13 protein-coding genes are annotated in these 16,994 nt (G+C 44.3%); 7 read left to right on the top strand and 6 right to left on the bottom strand.

Going from position 1 to position 16,994, the window contains the following annotated elements; translation table 11 throughout:
- Positions 1-85 precede the first annotated feature (85 nt).
- The 3 genes from serS to AOU00_RS26775 all read right to left on the bottom strand — a co-directional run bounded on the left by serS (position 86) and on the right by AOU00_RS26775 (position 2,585).
- Positions 86-1,375 (bottom strand): serine--tRNA ligase, encoded by a 1,290-nt coding sequence (serS, locus tag AOU00_RS11760; protein ID WP_069290674.1) that lies wholly within the window; start codon positions 1,373-1,375, stop codon positions 86-88.
- 296 nt (positions 1,376-1,671) lie between these two features.
- Positions 1,672-2,118, bottom strand: coding sequence for an AbrB/MazE/SpoVT family DNA-binding domain-containing protein (locus AOU00_RS11755; protein ID WP_069290673.1), 447 nt, complete (start codon positions 2,116-2,118; stop codon positions 1,672-1,674).
- 35 nt (positions 2,119-2,153) lie between these two features.
- Positions 2,154-2,585: an AbrB/MazE/SpoVT family DNA-binding domain-containing protein gene (locus AOU00_RS26775; RefSeq protein WP_069290672.1), complete on the bottom strand. Its 432-nt coding sequence runs from the start codon at positions 2,583-2,585 to the stop codon at positions 2,154-2,156.
- 178 nt (positions 2,586-2,763) lie between these two features.
- On the opposite strand from AOU00_RS26775, the gene AOU00_RS11745 reads away from it, so the two are divergent.
- From AOU00_RS11745 to AOU00_RS11735, 3 genes are all read left to right on the top strand, one after another.
- Positions 2,764-4,158 (top strand): helix-turn-helix domain-containing protein, encoded by a 1,395-nt coding sequence (locus AOU00_RS11745; RefSeq protein ID WP_061829530.1) that lies wholly within the window; start codon positions 2,764-2,766, stop codon positions 4,156-4,158.
- 224 nt (positions 4,159-4,382) lie between these two features.
- On the top strand, positions 4,383-4,562 hold the full coding sequence (locus AOU00_RS11740; RefSeq protein WP_061829529.1) for an aspartyl-phosphate phosphatase Spo0E family protein: 180 nt from the start codon (positions 4,383-4,385) through the stop codon (positions 4,560-4,562).
- A gap of 539 nt (positions 4,563-5,101) precedes the next feature.
- On the top strand, positions 5,102-5,833 hold the full coding sequence (locus AOU00_RS11735) for a hypothetical protein (RefSeq protein ID WP_061829528.1): 732 nt from the start codon (positions 5,102-5,104) through the stop codon (positions 5,831-5,833).
- A 37-nt stretch (positions 5,834-5,870) separates the two neighbouring features.
- Here AOU00_RS11735 and AOU00_RS11730 read toward each other — a convergent pair whose 3' ends face one another.
- Complete coding sequence (locus AOU00_RS11730) at positions 5,871-6,089, bottom strand: hypothetical protein (RefSeq protein WP_061829527.1); 219 nt, start codon at positions 6,087-6,089, stop codon at positions 5,871-5,873.
- Positions 6,090-6,763: 674 nt separating this feature from the next.
- On the opposite strand from AOU00_RS11730, the gene AOU00_RS11725 reads away from it, so the two are divergent.
- From AOU00_RS11725 to AOU00_RS11710, 4 genes are all read left to right on the top strand, one after another.
- Entirely contained in the window at positions 6,764-9,316 is a 2,553-nt protein-coding gene (locus tag AOU00_RS11725) for a DUF2339 domain-containing protein (protein ID WP_069290671.1), read from the top strand.
- Positions 9,317-9,478: 162 nt separating this feature from the next.
- Positions 9,479-10,828 carry a sodium-dependent transporter gene (locus AOU00_RS11720; RefSeq protein ID WP_061829525.1) on the top strand — a complete coding sequence of 450 codons (1,350 nt, stop codon included), beginning with the start codon at positions 9,479-9,481 and terminating at the stop codon, positions 10,826-10,828.
- 274 nt (positions 10,829-11,102) lie between these two features.
- Positions 11,103-13,061, top strand: coding sequence for an acyltransferase family protein (locus AOU00_RS11715; protein ID WP_061829524.1), 1,959 nt, complete (start codon positions 11,103-11,105; stop codon positions 13,059-13,061).
- A gap of 195 nt (positions 13,062-13,256) precedes the next feature.
- A complete protein-coding gene (locus AOU00_RS11710) occupies positions 13,257-14,189 on the top strand; it encodes a polysaccharide deacetylase family protein (RefSeq protein ID WP_061829523.1) in 933 nt (310 codons plus the stop codon).
- Positions 14,190-14,265: 76 nt separating this feature from the next.
- Here the strand turns inward: AOU00_RS11710 and AOU00_RS11705 are convergent, their stop codons facing one another.
- Positions 14,266-15,393 carry a glycoside hydrolase family 88/105 protein gene (locus AOU00_RS11705; protein ID WP_061829522.1) on the bottom strand — a complete coding sequence of 376 codons (1,128 nt, stop codon included), beginning with the start codon at positions 15,391-15,393 and terminating at the stop codon, positions 14,266-14,268.
- Positions 15,394-15,442: 49 nt separating this feature from the next.
- On the bottom strand, positions 15,443-16,975 hold the full coding sequence (locus AOU00_RS11700; RefSeq protein WP_061829521.1) for an MFS transporter: 1,533 nt from the start codon (positions 16,973-16,975) through the stop codon (positions 15,443-15,445).
- Between the last annotated feature and the right edge of the window lie 19 nt (positions 16,976-16,994).

Raw genomic sequence — 16,994 nt, 5'->3', positions numbered from 1 at the left:
GATATTTGTCCTTCGTCTTTTTTGCGATGATTACGATCGAAAATCCTGCTCATTGGGTACTACTTTTCAAAGTGCGCTCCTGTTTTCATAACAAGGGAGTACGCAAAAATTCCATACTTCGCGGCATATATGGGCGTAAAGCCTCCGGAATACGGATCGAACCGTCCTCTTGCTGATGATGCTCCAGCAACGGAATCAGAATCCGGGGCGAAGCGACCGCTGTGTTGTTGAGCGTGTAGCAATATTGCAGCTTGCCATCCGCATTGCGGTACCGGATGTTGGAACGGCGCGCCTGGAAATCAAGCAGCTGGGACGACGAATGTGTCTCGCCGTAAGCTTGGCGGCTGGGCATCCATGTCTCAATGTCCACCTGCTTGTAGGTTTTTTGCGCCATGTCGCCTGTACAGACAGCCATCTTGCGATAAGGCAGCTCCAGCTGTTGAAGCAGGTCTTCCGCATTGCGCGTAATTTCTTGAAACATCTGTTCCGAAGCGTCCAGGCTAGCTTCGCAGATGACGACCTGCTCAACCTTGGCAAACTGGTGCACACGATACAGTCCGTGCACATCCCTTCCGGCCGAGCCGACCTCATTGCGGAAGCATACGGACACGGCTGCCAGCCGTATCGGGTCCGTAACATCCACGATCTCACCGCTGTAATACGAGACCAGTGGCACTTCCGAAGTGCCTACAAGCCACTGATCCTCTCCTGTGATGCGGTACGTCTGATCCAGTCCGAGCGGGAAGAAACCAGTGCTGCGCATCGCCTCTGCACGTACCATCAGTGGAACGTCCAACAACTGGAATCCGCGTGCAGTCAGCAAATCCACCGCAAGCTGCTGCACAGCCCGATGCAATGCAACCCCTGCTCCCGTCAGATAGTAGGTACGGGTACCGGCTGTTTTGACACCCCGAGGGACGTCGATAAGCTTGTGAAGCTCACCGAGCGCCATATGATCCTTTGGTTCAAATCCGAAGTTCGGAACCGACCCGACCCGCTCCAGTTCTACATTATCGTCATCCGATCTTCCCCGTGGCGTATCTGGCGATACGATATTAGGCATCAGAAGCAAAAGCTGTTGAAACTGTTCCTCTACTTCCTGTTGCGGGGCTTCCAGAAGATCTAGCCGTTCGTTAATTTCTTTAACCTGCCGCTTTGCCCCTTCTGCCTGTTCACTCTTGCCGGCATGGATTAGCGCACCAATATCCTGACTACACTGATTACGCTTCTGTCGAAGCTGTTCCACTTCCTGAAGTAGCTGTTTTCTCCGATCATCCAGGGTCAACAGCTCCACGACCGATACCTGTATTCCTTTGCCGTCTGCTGCCGTCTGAACTTGCTCTTGATGCTCTCTGATCCATTTGATATCCAACATGACACCGCACTCCTTTTCGGATAAAAATACAAAAAGCGCCCTCATCCACATGGGACGAGGAGCGCTTTGATCTCGCGGTGCCACCCAAATTGACCGGACAGCATGACAGATGTCATGACTCTCCAATCCACTTTGCTCCGCTGTAACGGGCGGGTCCGGTTTACTTAGGTACATATCGCCATATCCTACGCTAACGTATGGTCCTTGGCGTAAACGCCTCCGAGTTGGATGCTCTTCACAGGCATAATATCGTTTGCTTTTTTGTTAGTATACGGATTTTCGGCAGGTTAATCAAGCTACAACAACTTTTTAAGCTGCGATATACGGACTTTTGACACGCCAAGCCATTGTGCATATTCGCCCTGCTTGGCATGGGGATGCTCATGCAGAAGTTCCCTTAGGTGTTGGATTAATTTTTGTGATGATTGGTTTACTCTCTTTCCTTTGTGCACAGGTTTCTTAGCCATTGGAGCAGGAGTGCGGCTTACGGCTATATTTTCTTTGAACTCTTGTATACAGGTCTTACATAAAAGTGAATCCCTAAAATAGGTCAGATCTTCATCAGCATTACATAGGTTACAAGCGACCCCGATATACTTTCGCATACTCAAAAAAACCGTTTCGATATCCATATAAAATTCTATAGGATCGCCAACATCTATCCCCATAGACATCCGCATTTCTTTAGGAATAACGATTCGTCGTAACGAATCTAAAGAGCGAGTCATACCTGTATTCTTCATAAGATGTCCTCCTTCTTCACCTGACTTGGCAAAGCTCATTTCTCCAGTGGGGTACTTGCTTGATTAAACACTTGTTGTATGAGCTGGCTTATGCGAGCTTCTGAGATACCCAACATGCTAGCATATTGCTGTTGTGTAGCATGTGGATGGTTTTCATACAGATCTAAAAGAAGTTGGGCCATGATCTCTTTGGGTTGAAAGACTTGTTCACGCATAGATACGATCTTGAGCATATAGTTGCAATTTTTACATATCAGAAAGCCTTTCAATTTACTTAATTTTTCGGTAGAGAGGCAAAAATGACAAGACTGACCGTAGTGTCTTTGTAGTAATAGCGTACCCGTCTTTTCATCTGCAAAAAATTCAATAGAATGACCGTGAAAAATACCGCATGTATACAGGATTTCCTTGGGAATGACCAAGCGCCCTGTAGGGTCTAAGTTTTTTGTCATTTTTACATGAGGCATTGCCAAAAGACCTCCTATTATCAAGATAAAAAGCAATAAAATAGAAGTATTTATTGTTATTCCAAAAAGTGGTATTATCAGGATAGTCAAAACTTTTATTATATTATAAGTTTCCAAAATATATTTTTTGAAAAAATGTGTATCATATTAAAGTTCACGCTGAAAGGGTGGTTTATTTATGGAAATCACACCTAAGATTAGAGCAGAATTAGAAGGATACCTAAAACAAGCAGGCTTGAGCATGACCGAGTTTGGACACATTGCTGGCATGAATCCGGGTACGGTGAGCGGTATTATAACAGGTAATCGTACCATTTCGGTGCACCAATTGGATCGCATTACGTTAGGAATGAATTTACCAACAGACCATTTCTATGAAAGATATATTGAAGAAAGTGTGATAGATGCACCGCTGAACTGGAAAAGAATTAGCCCGTTCTTGTACCGCTGTGTGCAGTTTCAGCGTGTAGACTGTTTGCAAAAAGTAGTAAGTGTACTGCTGGATAATCTGGGCTATATTCCTTATCTCTTTGCATTAGCAGAGGATTGTTATGAACAAGATTATCGGGAAGCAGCGGCTTACTTATACGAGAACATCGCCGAGGGCGAAAAACAGCAGCATTCGGAACGACTTGCACTCTGCCATTATCGCTTGTTCACTATTGCGATAGGAAAAGACCAGAATCTCAATTTCGACGCAGCGGCCAAATTTGAATCATTCGTCCATCGTTTGCATGAAGTGGACCAACTGGATGGGCTGAAAGATTTGGCGAATGTGTACAGAGCATTGAGCCAGTGGGACAAGGTATATAAGTATGCAAAGCAGATGGGACAGCTAGGTGGAATATACTATGAGATGGTTCATAACTCTGAGCGCAAGGAAAAAGAACCACAAAAGAAGCTAAGCAGGCCGCTGTTTGTATACATAGCTTACGCCGAATTGATGTGTGCTAATGCCTGTGATGCGAAGGGAGATCATGAGCAGGCATTAGTACACCTTCAAGGCTATGCTGATCTAAGCTGGGTCAAGGAGAGTGACCCGGACACGCTCCATTGGTTGGGTTTATTTCAGCATTGGGCAAAAATTAATACGTACGTGAACAAGCTGATGTCGGGAGATGTGAGTGTCCTGCCCAATTATGTAGAATATATGGCAGGCGAAAAATATATTTTCAACGAACTCTTAAACGTCATTGAAGCAGCCAATCGTTATCATATTGATGTGGATCATATCCTTCAGCGCTTTGAACCTCAAATTACGGCGTATCAGGAGCCGTCCCCTGCTGACATTAGGCAACAATATTTGCCACAGCAGTATGCACGGTTTTGGTACAAGATGGCTAAATACAGCCTAAATAAAGGAAGATATTCATATGGCTTCAAATGTTTAATAGACGCTTTAGAAAAAGCTGGTACAATTAATCACGTACTACTTATTGCCAATTGTGCAGGTTTATTTGACTGCTTCAGGGCATATGCCGCTCCTGAAATATTGGCTCAGTATCATTCTACCTACCAGGAGGTGTGGAAAGAAAATGATCAAAAAGATGGCTTTGCTCTTGGCAGCAGCTAGCTTTGTACTGGTACTACCAGTTCAGGCTAAAGATCCGACCCTTGGCACATTCAAACCGCAGGAACACATTGGTTCAGCTTGATCCGAGCACTAATTCATTACTATTGACCAGCCTAGACGCTGGTCTTTTTTTGTTATATTATGCTGACTTTTTGATTGCTAAAATAGCGATCCATATTTCCACATTTCAACCTAAAATGAGATTCATTAGGAGGGAATGCGCTATGAATCCAGATGAAACGTTAAATCAACAGTTGGAAGATGCTAGGCAACGATTGCATGAGCTTTATGGACTATATGGTTTCGGACATGCCCGTGTGCTGGAGCAGTCTATGTTTTTGGATGAACTGATTAATCAGTACAACCGTATGTTTCAGACCAGGAAGCAGACCCAACTGGTGTAACCTGATAACATCATACTTTCAGAGCCATTGTATGCAAAACTATTCCTCCTCTCATCTAACTAATATAATCATTCTATATAATGGCTTTTTTAAGAGGAAAATACATTAACATGTCATAAAATGTAATAATTTGAGGTGTAGGTAAGAATTGATGCATATATTAATTTCAAAAACCAACCAATGACCATTAAAATCTATCCTTTGACCTAAAGGAAATGGCAATTCCATCTTGTTAAAAGCTTTGGAAGGTTAGCTATCTAGGAGAGGGGATTCATTTATAGGGGATTATTGAATTTTATGGTAGGAAAATAGAAGTTTTGTGATACAATCATTATTATAAATATTTCCTTTGATTAAAAATTATAATAATATTTCAATATTTTTGTCTATATGGTTTCTCATGCAAATTTCTTCACTCTACTTTTTGCTCGATTACATAACATTAGATACTCACATATTTATTAGCGTTGTTAGTCACTTTTTTGTAAGTTTCTATGCAAAAAAAGTTTCTATAAAATAATATTATTGGAGGGATTGCTTTGAAAAAGAAAAGTATTGCATTGTTTGCTCTATCATTAGCTCTATTTTCTGTTCCGGTTGTATCTGTTGCAAATGCTGAGGTAACTAATTCTAATGTTGCTATTAGTGAGTCAGCTACTTCACAGCCCGAAGTAGTTAAAGCCTACATAACTACAGAGAGTGGTTTGGAAGAAATCTCGTTAAATGAGTATCAAAAGCTCCTTTCTCAAGAACAGCCACAGACAGTCACAGCTCAAGTTTATGATAGCGGAAATAGGATTAGTCCAATGGCTGATACTGGTCTTGACTTTGTTTTTAAGCGTAAATTAATTCAATCCGCATATTATCCTCAACAATTACAAGTAGATCAGAAAACCGATATAACTGACTATATTAAAAATTCAAGTAAAACTACCACATTAACGCAAATGGTAGGTTGGTCAAAAAGTTTTTCGTGGAGTGCGAATATGACCATTTCCGCTAAATGGAATGACGCAGTAACTCAAGTTCTAGGAGGTGGCTGGTCGACTACTGAAACCCATCTTTATAATAGTTCTCTAACTGTTCAGCCTGGATATCAAGCGAAATTACAATTCACCCCTATTTATAAAGTAGTTAGAGGGGACCTGGTTGGTTATAATTATGTGGGCACGGTATTAGAGCGTATCAAAAATGTTACCATTAAATCACCTGTTAAACTTGCGGGTGGTAAAGTACAAGGTGTAGTCACAGTAGTAGAAAGAAGGCTCTAGTACTTAATTATTAAGTTATAATGTAAAAGAAGAAGGCCTAGGCCTTCTTCTTTTTTTTCAAATATCCATATTCACTTATAATTAAGTAAGCTACTCCAATAATCAAAGCCATTACGGCAAAAACTTTTAAAGAACCAAACGGAGCATAAAAAGGATTTAACTGCCCGGCTCCTGTAATTGCTGCACAAAGATAATAAGAAGAATACAACATAGCAGATATAAAACAAAATATTGTTCCTGTCGCAGCCCTATTCATTGTCATCACCCTTTATAATTTTATGTAATAAATCCAAAAAATATAAACATGATTATTATAATCCAAAAGGTTGCGCACATCAACTTTTGGAGATTATCAATATTCATCACTTCTTTTACCCCTCTCAGTATCCTGACAGAATCAAAACGAAGGATGAATTATTTGTGGAAAAACTTCAGTCAAAATGAAGTGGTTTACAATGTTCCAGAGGCTACAGATAAAACCAAAGTAATTATTTCATATGACGTACTTATGTTAAGGAAGAATAACCAATCGTTAAAATTTACACTCATTACAAAAAATAAGAAAGCTAATTTTAAGTGACATGCAGAAAGCTCTAAAGTCTGTGACGACTTTCATGAAAAAGTATTAATTTTGTGTAAGGAAGAATCCTACGGGGTTCTTTCTTTTTTTCATCGTGATCTTTCCAATAAAAATAAATACACAGCGTAGACTCTGCAACACATCTATGCGGATTTCATGTTTGCGAAGGGGAAAGGTAGGCTTTTTTTCATATGTATATCCATTCTACTTCATCTGCGATCATGAAACTGGAAGAATATTTAAGTAAAAGCCCCAATTTACCGTCCAAAATGGGCTATAGTCTCTATAATGACTTTTTAATTTCATGTAAAATGTAATGATTACCAAAATGGACAGCAATGGAGGAGAACATGGAGGATTTTAAAGATCGTTTACATACGATCCGCGAAGAACAGAACAAGCTGCTCAAGGAGTATCAAACATTAATCGCGGACTATGAAGCCTCAGATATCATTTTGGAGAATGAGGTTCTGCGAAAAAAGTTCGAGGATTATCAGGCTCGCTGCATTCACTTGGAAGAGCGAGTACGACATATTGAGCAGGAAAATGGAAAATTGCGCACTGCGCTGACGGAGCAAATGCTGAGCGAAAAGGCGAATATGATTCGCATTTCGCGTGAAAAGCTGGAGACCTATTTTGCTTCCAGAACCACAGAAGGGGAAAATCGGCTGACATCCTTTGAATATGGGGCTAAAAACCGGGTGGACCAGCTTATTCAGCAAACTACGCATGAGCTTAAAGAAGATCAGGACGAGATCGTCGCCAGATTACGCCTGTTCTCAGAGGAGATTCGAGACCGAATCATGGAGCAACGCAGGCGGTTTCAGGAGGCCGAGCGCCAATTGCTTCATCAGACGGCAAGCGAGTTTCAGCAACTCGGAGAAGAAGAGATCAGCGAGGAAACGATGCAGAAGCGCATGAAGCAAAATCAGTTTGAAATGAAGCTAGGCTTGAACTGGATCAACAAGCTGGGGATTTTGCTCATTATATTGGGTGTGGGAGCCGCTTTTAAATACTCATATTCGAACTGGTTCACAGGAAATATGAAGGGCGTGGCCTTCTTTCTGCTAGGAGCGCTGATGCTAGGAGGCGGCGAATGGCTGTACCGCAAGCAGAAGCAGACCTTTGCGCTCGGTATTTTGGGCGGCGGTATTTCTGTACTGTACGGATCGATTTTTTACAGCTACTTTTTGTTAGAAATCATAGGAATGTATACAGGCATAGGCTTGTCCGTACTCGTTACGGTGACCGCTGTGCTACTGTCATTAAGGTATGAATCTCGAACGATATGCTCTTTCGGCTTAGTAGGGGGGTATCTTCCGCTCTTTTCTTATATGGCAGCCAACGGGCTGGAAGGGAACGCCGTGTATATCGCCATGGGCTATTTGTTCCTGTTAAACCTGCTGATTCTGCTTGTATCCTTCCGCAAACGCTGGGTCGTCGTGCAATATATCAGCTTTCTGCTTAATACGCCCTTGATGATTGTGCTGGCGTGGTTATCGGAAAGCACCGTAGCGAGCATACTGTATGCAGTCATTACATTTGCGATGTACCTCGGGATGACACTGTGGGTGCCGTTCCGTTTAAAAACAAAACTGTCATGGCTGGATTTCTCCCTATTGGCTCTGAATACAGTCGTGAGCTGTTCCGTTCTGTATTCTCTATTCGGCGATGCAGGCCTGGATGATTATAAAGGCTTGCTGGCTCTGGTCTTTTGCTTGGTGTACGGAGGTCTGGGACAATGGGTCCGTCGATATATTCCAGAGGAGAAACAAACTAAAATATTATTTTATGCGACTTCTTTGACCTTTGCCATCCTCATGATTCCGTTCCAGTTTGGAGTTAGATGGTTATCTATGGGGTGGTTGATCGAAGCAGTTCTTCTTACATTATATGGACACCGTTACCGGTTGAAGGAATTGGAACGAGCTGGCTGGGGCATTTTATTACTGTGTCTGGGCGCATTCTTTTTCGTCGATTTCCCTATATATCTATTGTCAGGATTTGAGACAGACTATTTCGGACTCAAATATACGCTCATTACACTGGGAATGTTGATCGTTACCGTCTTCTATGCGATTGAATTTAGCCGTCCGAATGCTTTCAAAAACAATCGGTTGTACGAAATGCATATCATGCAAGGATTTAAATATGTAGCTTTGGTGAACGTATATTTCTACCTTTTGTATGAAGCCGGGCATTGGTATAACATCGTCTTATCCGACGAGTTTGCTCATTACACCTTGTACAAAGTATTGTTGTATGCCTGCGTATCGCTGGTGTTGGCTTATTTCCTGCCTAAGGTGAGGTTGCTGTATGATCGGGTGATTAAATACTACAGCTTGGCGTTGTACGTCATAGGCTACGCGCTGGCACTGGTGATTACTGTAACGGTTCCGACCTTGCATGAAAATTATGCGCAAAATACGGCTGCTGATTATGTGGCATTGGTGGTACTCGCAGCCTTTAATGTGCTGGTATTCTTCAGCAGCAGGGATTTCCTGAACGCACTGATGACCCGACATTATAGAAGTAATGAGTTGTATCCGGTCATTATGGGTGTATATTTGCTGGGCATCATAACCGCCTTTCTCGGAGTTCAGTTCCGTCTGGGGGATGCAGGTCTTGTGTTCAGTCTGGTGTATTTGCTACTAGCCATTTTGTATATTGTATACGGCTTCCTCAAGCGAGTGGTCTACATTCGCAGATTTGGATTGGGCTTGACCTTGCTGTCGACAGGTAAGCTGCTGTTGTATGATCTACATCTGTTAACAACTGGAAGCACGATTGTAGCCTACTTCTCTTTTGGTGTTGTACTGTTGGCGATTTCGTATATTTATCAAAAAGTATCTAATCGCATGGGAGAGACCATAATAAAGAAGGATGTTGAAGAAAATATGTAGTTTTCTGTTGTATTTTGTAGATACCGAACATTATGAAAATAAATCCGGTAATAGTGAAAAATTATGCATGACCTTACATCCTACTTACGCTATAATGAGTAAAAATTATTTATGTACGCATGCTCATGTTTATGCGTAAGTAGAGAGAATGAGGGGGATATAATGAATTTGAGCAAGGGGCAGAATAGCCTGTCTGATAAAAATGAACGCTTCTCGTCTGCTGGATTTATATTGGCGGCGATCGGCAGTGCGGCAGGACTGGGTAATATTTGGAAATTTCCGTATATTACAGGACAATATGGTGGAGCTGCATTTTTCTTATTGTTTATTGTCTGCCTGTTGCTTGTTGGTTTGCCTGTACTTTTAGCGGAGCTTGCGCTTGGTCGTGCAGGTCGAGGAAGTGCTGCTTCTGCAATGGTAAAAGTAGGCGGTCATCCGATTTGGGGCAAGATGAGCATCATGTTTGTTATCGTGCCGTTTGTTATCTTGTCGTTCTATGCCATTGTAGGGGGCTGGACACTGCATTATGCCGTTGAGGCATTTAGCGGAAATCTGTTTTCGAATAATGATTTTGCTGGACAGTTCGCTTCTTTTTCCTCCGGCTATGCGCCGTTGGTTTGGCTGTTAGTTGTTTTTGCATTTACAGCAGTCGTGGTAACTCTTGGGGTATCGAACGGGATTGAAAAGTTCAATAAAATTTTGATTCCTGCCAAGGTCATCCTGTTGCTCGTGTTGATGATTAACGCTCTTATGCTGCCAGGCTCTGGTGCGGGCGTATCCTTCTTTCTGAATCCCGACTTCTCTAAGCTAAGTATAGAGTCTGCATTGGTTGCTTTGGGACATGCCTTCTTCTCACTCTCACTGGGGATGGGAATTATGATCACGTACGGTGCGTACGTAGATCGCCGTCAATCGCTGGGTGGAGCTATGCTGGCAGTTGGTGGCGGAGATTTAATCTATGCGTTTATCGCAGGTATGATTATTTTCCCTACAACCTTTTCCTTCGGAATTAATCCGGCTCAAGGACCATCGCTGGTTTTCATTGCTTTACCGGCTGCTTTCTCGGCAATGCCTTTTGGTGCATTCTTCGGCGGTTTGTTCTTCGTACTGCTGGCGGTTGCTGCATTAGGTTCTATGGTATCCTTGCTGGAAGTTCCAGTAGCCTATGTCATGGAGCGTATGCGTTGGAGCCGGGTTCGCTCCGTTCTCGTCGTATCGGTCCTGTGCTTGATGCTGGGCGTCCCTTCTGCATTGTCCATGGGGCTGGTGCCTGAACTAAAAGTAGGGGATAAATCATTCTTTGATTTCGTAGACTTTACCGCATCCAACATCTTCTTACCGTTAGGCGGTTTGTTGATTGTTATATTCACAGGTTATTACTGGAAGACTGCGGCTGAGCATGCGAACATCAAACCCTTCTGGTTCAACGTATGGTTATTCGGTCTTCGGTATGTTGCACCGATCCTGATGTTGTTGGTCTTCCTTCATACTTCAGGTATCATCAAATTTTAAGAGAATAGAATACTAATAAAAAGGCATTTTCTTCCTAAGGGAAGAGATGCCTTTTTTTGTATATCTATCAGTGGTTACCTAACTGTGGAAAGGAATGATATAATAAAAACATTGTCATTAATTTTAACTTCATTGAAATCATTACGATTATGAAGTTTTATATAATGAATGAAAAGGCTACAGGGCATCGCAGACGATGTGCAGGAGAGGGAAAGGGCAGAAGAGCATTGAAACAGACAGGGAGCTTGAATTTGCAAGAAGGACGGCGGCTGAAATGAAGTCTAATCGGTTGTCGTCACAACGTCGTTATATGCCAGGTTTGGATGGTTTAAGAGCGCTGGCGGTCATCGCAGTCATTGTGTATCATCTGAATCCGGATTGGTTGCCGGGTGGTTTGTTGGGTGTGGGCGTGTTTTTTACTTTGTCGGGGTATCTGATTACAGATATTTTGGTGAGTCAGTGGGATACATATCATAGTTTTAAAATGAAAGATTTCTGGTTGCGTCGTGCCAGAAGGTTGCTGCCTGCCATGTTGACGGTTGTGGCTGTCATTGTCCTGTGCTCGTTGCTTTTCGATCCGTCACGGCTCACGGCCTTGCGCGGAGATGTACCTGCCGCATTGGTGTATATGAGCAATTGGTGGTTTATTTTCCATCAGGTTTCGTATTTTGAAAGTTTTGGCCCACCTTCTCCGCTTGGGCATCTGTGGTCGCTGGCGGTGGAGGAGCAGTTTTATATCCTGTGGCCCTTACTGCTGGCGCTCGGGCTAAAATTCATGCCCAAGCGTATTGTGCTCGCAGGCTGGGTAACTTGTCTGGCATTAATATCTGCGCTCCTGATGGCCGTGATTTACGTACCGGGAAGCGACCCGAGCCGGGTGTATTACGGCACGGATACGCGTGGATTTGCTTTACTAATTGGTGCGGCGCTGGCCTTGGTGTGGCCAAGCGGCAAGCTGAAAGAGCAAGCTTCTGCTAAGGCGCGTATGCTTTTGGATAGCATCGGTGCAATAAGCTTGCTGTTGCTTTGTCACTGGGCGTGGGCCTCGAATGAATATGACCCCTCTCTGTACCGGGGCGGCCTGCTGGGCATAGCTTTAGTCACTGCTATTGTGGTCGCAGCGTTGGCACATCCGGTAAGCCACCTTGGTCGTCTGCTTGGAATCAAGCCGCTACGTTGGATTGGAGCCCGTTCCTACGGACTGTATCTGTGGCATGTTCCGGTTATCACGCTAACGACGCCTCAGGTAGATACCGATGGCGTGCATGTGCTGCGCATCATTTTACAATTGCTAGCTACCGTATTGCTGGCGTCTCTCTCGTTTAAATATATCGAGGAGCCGATCCGCCATGGAGGATTCCGCCACTGGATCACAGGAATCCGTTCTGCGGTTCGTAGACAGGCGCGATGGAGATGGATGCCTACAACTACAGCGGCTGTGCTGTTTGTAGGTATTCTCGTGGGTACCGTCCACCTGTACGTGGCTTCTCCTGATGCAACTATTCAGGCGGCATCAAGCGATGAGAATCCAGTCGCAAAGGCAAAGGCGATGCCGCCGCTTCACGGAACGGTATCCGTGGCTTCCAAGGAGCCTCAAGCCATCAAGCTGCAAGGGTCCGAGGGCAGCAAGGTGCAGACCCCAGTCCCGTCTCAAACCCAGACGCCTAAGAATACGGCGGTCCAGGCTGGTACTACGGACGATGTTACGAAACCGTCGGAACCTTCGGACAAACCCAAAGAAGCTACGCCTATGACAGGTGATGGCTCGAGTGTTACCGCCATTGGAGACTCTGTCATGTTGGATGTACAGTCGTACATTCAGGAATCCTTCCCGGGAGCTGTTGTAGATGGGCGGATCGGCCGTCAGATGGCGGAGGCGCCTGCCGTACTGGAGCAGCTAAGACAGAACGGACAGCTCGGTAAGACGGTTATTATTGAGCTAGGCACGAACGGCGCTTTTACCAAGGACCAGTTATCCGATCTGTTGGCTAGCCTGAAGGATGCGAAGCGTATTATACTTGTGAATACCCGTGTGCCTCGGCCGTGGGAGAGTATTGTGAACAAGCATCTTGCTGAAGCAGCGTCCCAGGACCCGCGAATTACAATGATTGACTGGTACGGAGCCAGCTCTGGTAAAAACTCCTATTTCGAGCATGACGGAGTACATTTGAAACCTAAAGGTGCTAAAGCTTATGCGTCCTTGTTGGCTCAGGCCCTAACGAAGCAATCGTAATAAACTGCAATGATACTCATAAATTATGTTATGCAAGACAAGAAAGCCACCGGGAGTAGGTTGTCCTCTGGTTGAAGCACATCCCTAAATTTTCATCGGCTAAACCTAAGGGGTTTTCCAATGTCTATTCTAAGGTGTGTATATCAACCCTGATCCGGTGGTTTTTCTTATTTTAGTATGGAGGTACATAAGCTAATGGAAAAGGGCTATTCACATAGTAGGACAATGGAGCACCGCTTGAAGAGGAACAGAAAAAGGCTCATTTGGATTGCTATTTTATTATTTGTGGCAGGTTGTATTACTTTCATTGCAATAAAGGTCTCAGATAACAAAACACAGGCGCCAACACAGGAGCTTGCTAAAAAAACAGATTCCGTATCCAAGGACTCATCAAAAGGTAAAGCGGTCTCTCCAAAAAGCGACCCCGAAGTAGAAGATGGTGCCTTTGTCGAAAAATATTTAAAGCAGCAAATGCTAGGGCAGATGCCCGATGGAGCCGATGGTAAAAAAGTGGCCTACTTATCCTTTGATGATGGTCCATCCGTGACGGTAACACCTAAAATATTGGACATTCTGAAAAAACAGAAGGTCAAGGCAACCTTTTTTATCGTAGGAAAAGAAGCCGATGAAAATGAACATACCAGGAACATTATCAAAAGAATTGTTAAAGAGGGTCATGCGATAGGAAACCACACGTACTCTCATAATTATAAGTATTTATATCCTAACAGGCGGGTAAGCACGGACCATGTTATGCAGGAAATTGAGAGGAACAATAAGGTGTTAAAAAGTATTCTGGGGCCAGAATTCACCACAAGAATGATCCGGTTTCCTGGGGGCCACATGACATGGAATAGAAGAGATCCACAGGGGATGGCTGCTTTGGATAAAGTCTTACTGCAAAAGGACTATCACCAGGTAGATTGGAATGTATTAACGAAGGATGCAGAGGGAGCATCCAAGAAAGCCCCTGGACTAATCAACCAATTTATGAGATCAGTGAAAGGTCGAGAAAAAGCCATCATACTCATGCATGACACCTATGGTAAAGAAGAAACTGCAAAAGCTTTGCCGCAAATTATAGAATATCTAAAAAAACAGGGATATGAGTTTAAGGTTATGAAGTAAGATATGTTTATATAAGAAAAGGACGGGGCTGATGGCCACCGTCCTTTTTGCTAATAAGGTATATCGTTCGGGTGTTTTAGATGCGCTCTGCTTCACCCATCGCCTGAATGAAAGCACCGATACCTTTGGGGTCGTTGGTTATAATCGGCTCGCTGATATAGTAAGCGAAGGTACCGTCCCGACGATCCTTGCCACCCAAACCGCTTACTTGCACCGTTTTGTTCAGATTCACAAGTCCTTCTTCAGTGATCGTGATAAATTCATCGATAATACCCTTACGGATGATTTCTGCCTCTTGACGATATTGCTCTGGCAGATAGCCTTTGCGAACGCCCTTGGCAATAGCATAGAGAATCATGCAGGAAGCAGAGGCCTCCAGATAGTTGCCTTTCACATGGCCCAGGTTGAGCACTTGATAAAAGACTCCACTTTCTTTATCACGCACTTTCAGCAGGGCTTCCAGTGTTTCCGTCAGCATATCAATCAGAACGGGACGATCTGCATGATCCTCTGGAATATAGTCCAGCACGTCAACGAGTGCCATAACGAACCAACCCATCGAGCGTCCCCAGAAATTTTTAGAGCAGCCTGTTTCCGGGTTGCACCAATGCTGCTCACCCTTCTCATCCCAAGCATGGTAGAGCAGACCTGTTTCAGGATCACGCGTATGTTCGTAGCAGAGCTTGAATTGCAGGGTCACATCGTCAAACTCTGACGGATCTCCGAATTCGCGGATGAATTCAGCATAGAACGGGGCACCCATGTACAAGCCGTCGAGCCAAATTTGATACGGATAAATTTGCTTATGCCAGAATGCGCCCTCGCTTGTGCGTGGGTGTTTTTCCAGCTGACTGCGTAATTGGTAGGCTGCCTTTTTGTATCGTTCATCTCCTGTGGCACGATACAGCGAGAAGAGCAGCTTGCCGTTATTCACGTGGTCAATATTGTACTCATCTACTTTATAGCGCTGAATTACGCCATTTTCGTCAACAAAATGGTCCATATGTTTTTTTATAAATTCCATGTACTTGGGATCGCCTGTCAGTTCGCCAACCCATTCCAGACCTCTGTAAATGACACCGTGGTCATATTCCCATTTTTCATAAAATTCCGGGCTCCGTTGCAGAACGGAATCGCTCATACGTACAGCCCAAGAAATTGTTTTTGTAGGACTGGTGGTTGGTTGTGATGTTGGATTTGCCATGATACAGTCACCTCTTTAGTAAATGTTTAATCTGTAATTGTTATTGTTGTTACATAGATGGAGTGTGTGTCTTAGGGTCAGCGGGTTTGTTCTTGAAGCCCACGTTATTGTTACCCCAGCACCGATCGTAATGGAAGCCTGTCAGTTCCTCGAATACCTTCCGAGCTTCCGGTTTGGCTGATTTCATGGAGCCACCGTTTTTGAGGCGGTCAATTTCGGCGATTAGCTTCTTGTGGCTGTCAATATCCAGCTTCATCACGACAGAAGCAATCATACCGATGATCGCGAGAACGATAGTACCAACCACGAGTACATAAAAGATGGCGTGCTGAGCAGCGACGGGCTGACTATCAGCCCCGGATACAAAGCCAAAATGCTGTAACACCCAGCCGAGAATGAAGACGACAACGGCCCGCACCATTTTTCCGGCAAAAGTCATCATACCTGCATAAATACCTTCCCGGCGACGGCCGGTCAACGCTTCATCCACATCGGCAAGGAACGTGTATTGATTCCAAGGGATGTAGTAGACGCCCCCAGTACCAAGCCCCATGAACAGGGTGATGACATATAGCCATACCATCGTATTCGAGGCTCCCGTTATATAGAGCAGGCCATAACCTGCTACGCTAAAGCAAACGACGACGAGTGCGGCGATGAAAGGCATACGGAACCCTTTACGCACGCAGAATTGGATGAAGAAATAGGTAGAAATCAATTGAATGACAGAGTTAAAGCTGTTCAAATTGGATACCATCTCCGAGCTTTGGAACAAGGAGAAGACAATAAAGTACGTAAAAGCAGAAGTAAACAGCCACTCAGCTGAAAAGCCGCCCAGGTACATCCCGAGATGATGACGGAACGTCTTGACTCGGAAGGTAGAGGAAATGTCAACAAACAACTTTTTCATCGAATCTATAAAGGAAAGCGGAGCTTCACCTTCCAGTTCCTTTTGCAGTTCCTCACTTGGTCGTTCCCAGGAGTTTTTGTACAAGAATGCCATCGCAATCAGCAGAATAGCTGCAAAAACTAGACCGGTATAAAAGAAAGGCAATGGAGAGTCTTTGCCATACTCGGCAATAAAGCGACCAGGGATAAAAGCGGCGGCGAAATTGGCAATTTTGCCAAACATAGCCTTCCATCCAGTCAATCTGGAGCGTGCGCCGAAGTCCCGTGTCATCTCTGACGCTAGTGCTTCATACGGCACCATGACAGAGGTATACACCAGTTCAAACAGCACGTACGTACTCAGGTAATACCAGAAGCCCAACCCATCTACCCAAAGCATCGGATACACGAGCATCAGCGGGATACCCATCATGATGAAAAAGCGTCGTCTGCCGAATTTACGGCCCAAGCGGGTCCGGTGAAAGTTATCGCTGATAAAGCCCATGACCGGATTGCTGACTGCATCTATGATGCTGGCAACAGAGAAAATGGCCGCGGCCTGAACGGGAGACAGTCCGCAAAAGGTTGTATAAAAGTACATTAACCATGCACCGCTAATAGCAAGTGCGCCACTTCCTAGCATGTTACCGCTTCCATAGGCGAGTGTATGTTTCAGTGTGATTCTTCGTTCCATGATCTGTTCACCTCATATT

The organism is Paenibacillus polymyxa (assembly GCF_001719045.1).
GTDB lineage: Bacteria > Bacillota > Bacilli > Paenibacillales > Paenibacillaceae > Paenibacillus > Paenibacillus polymyxa_B.
This window is presented reverse-complemented; position numbering and strand designations above follow the sequence as displayed.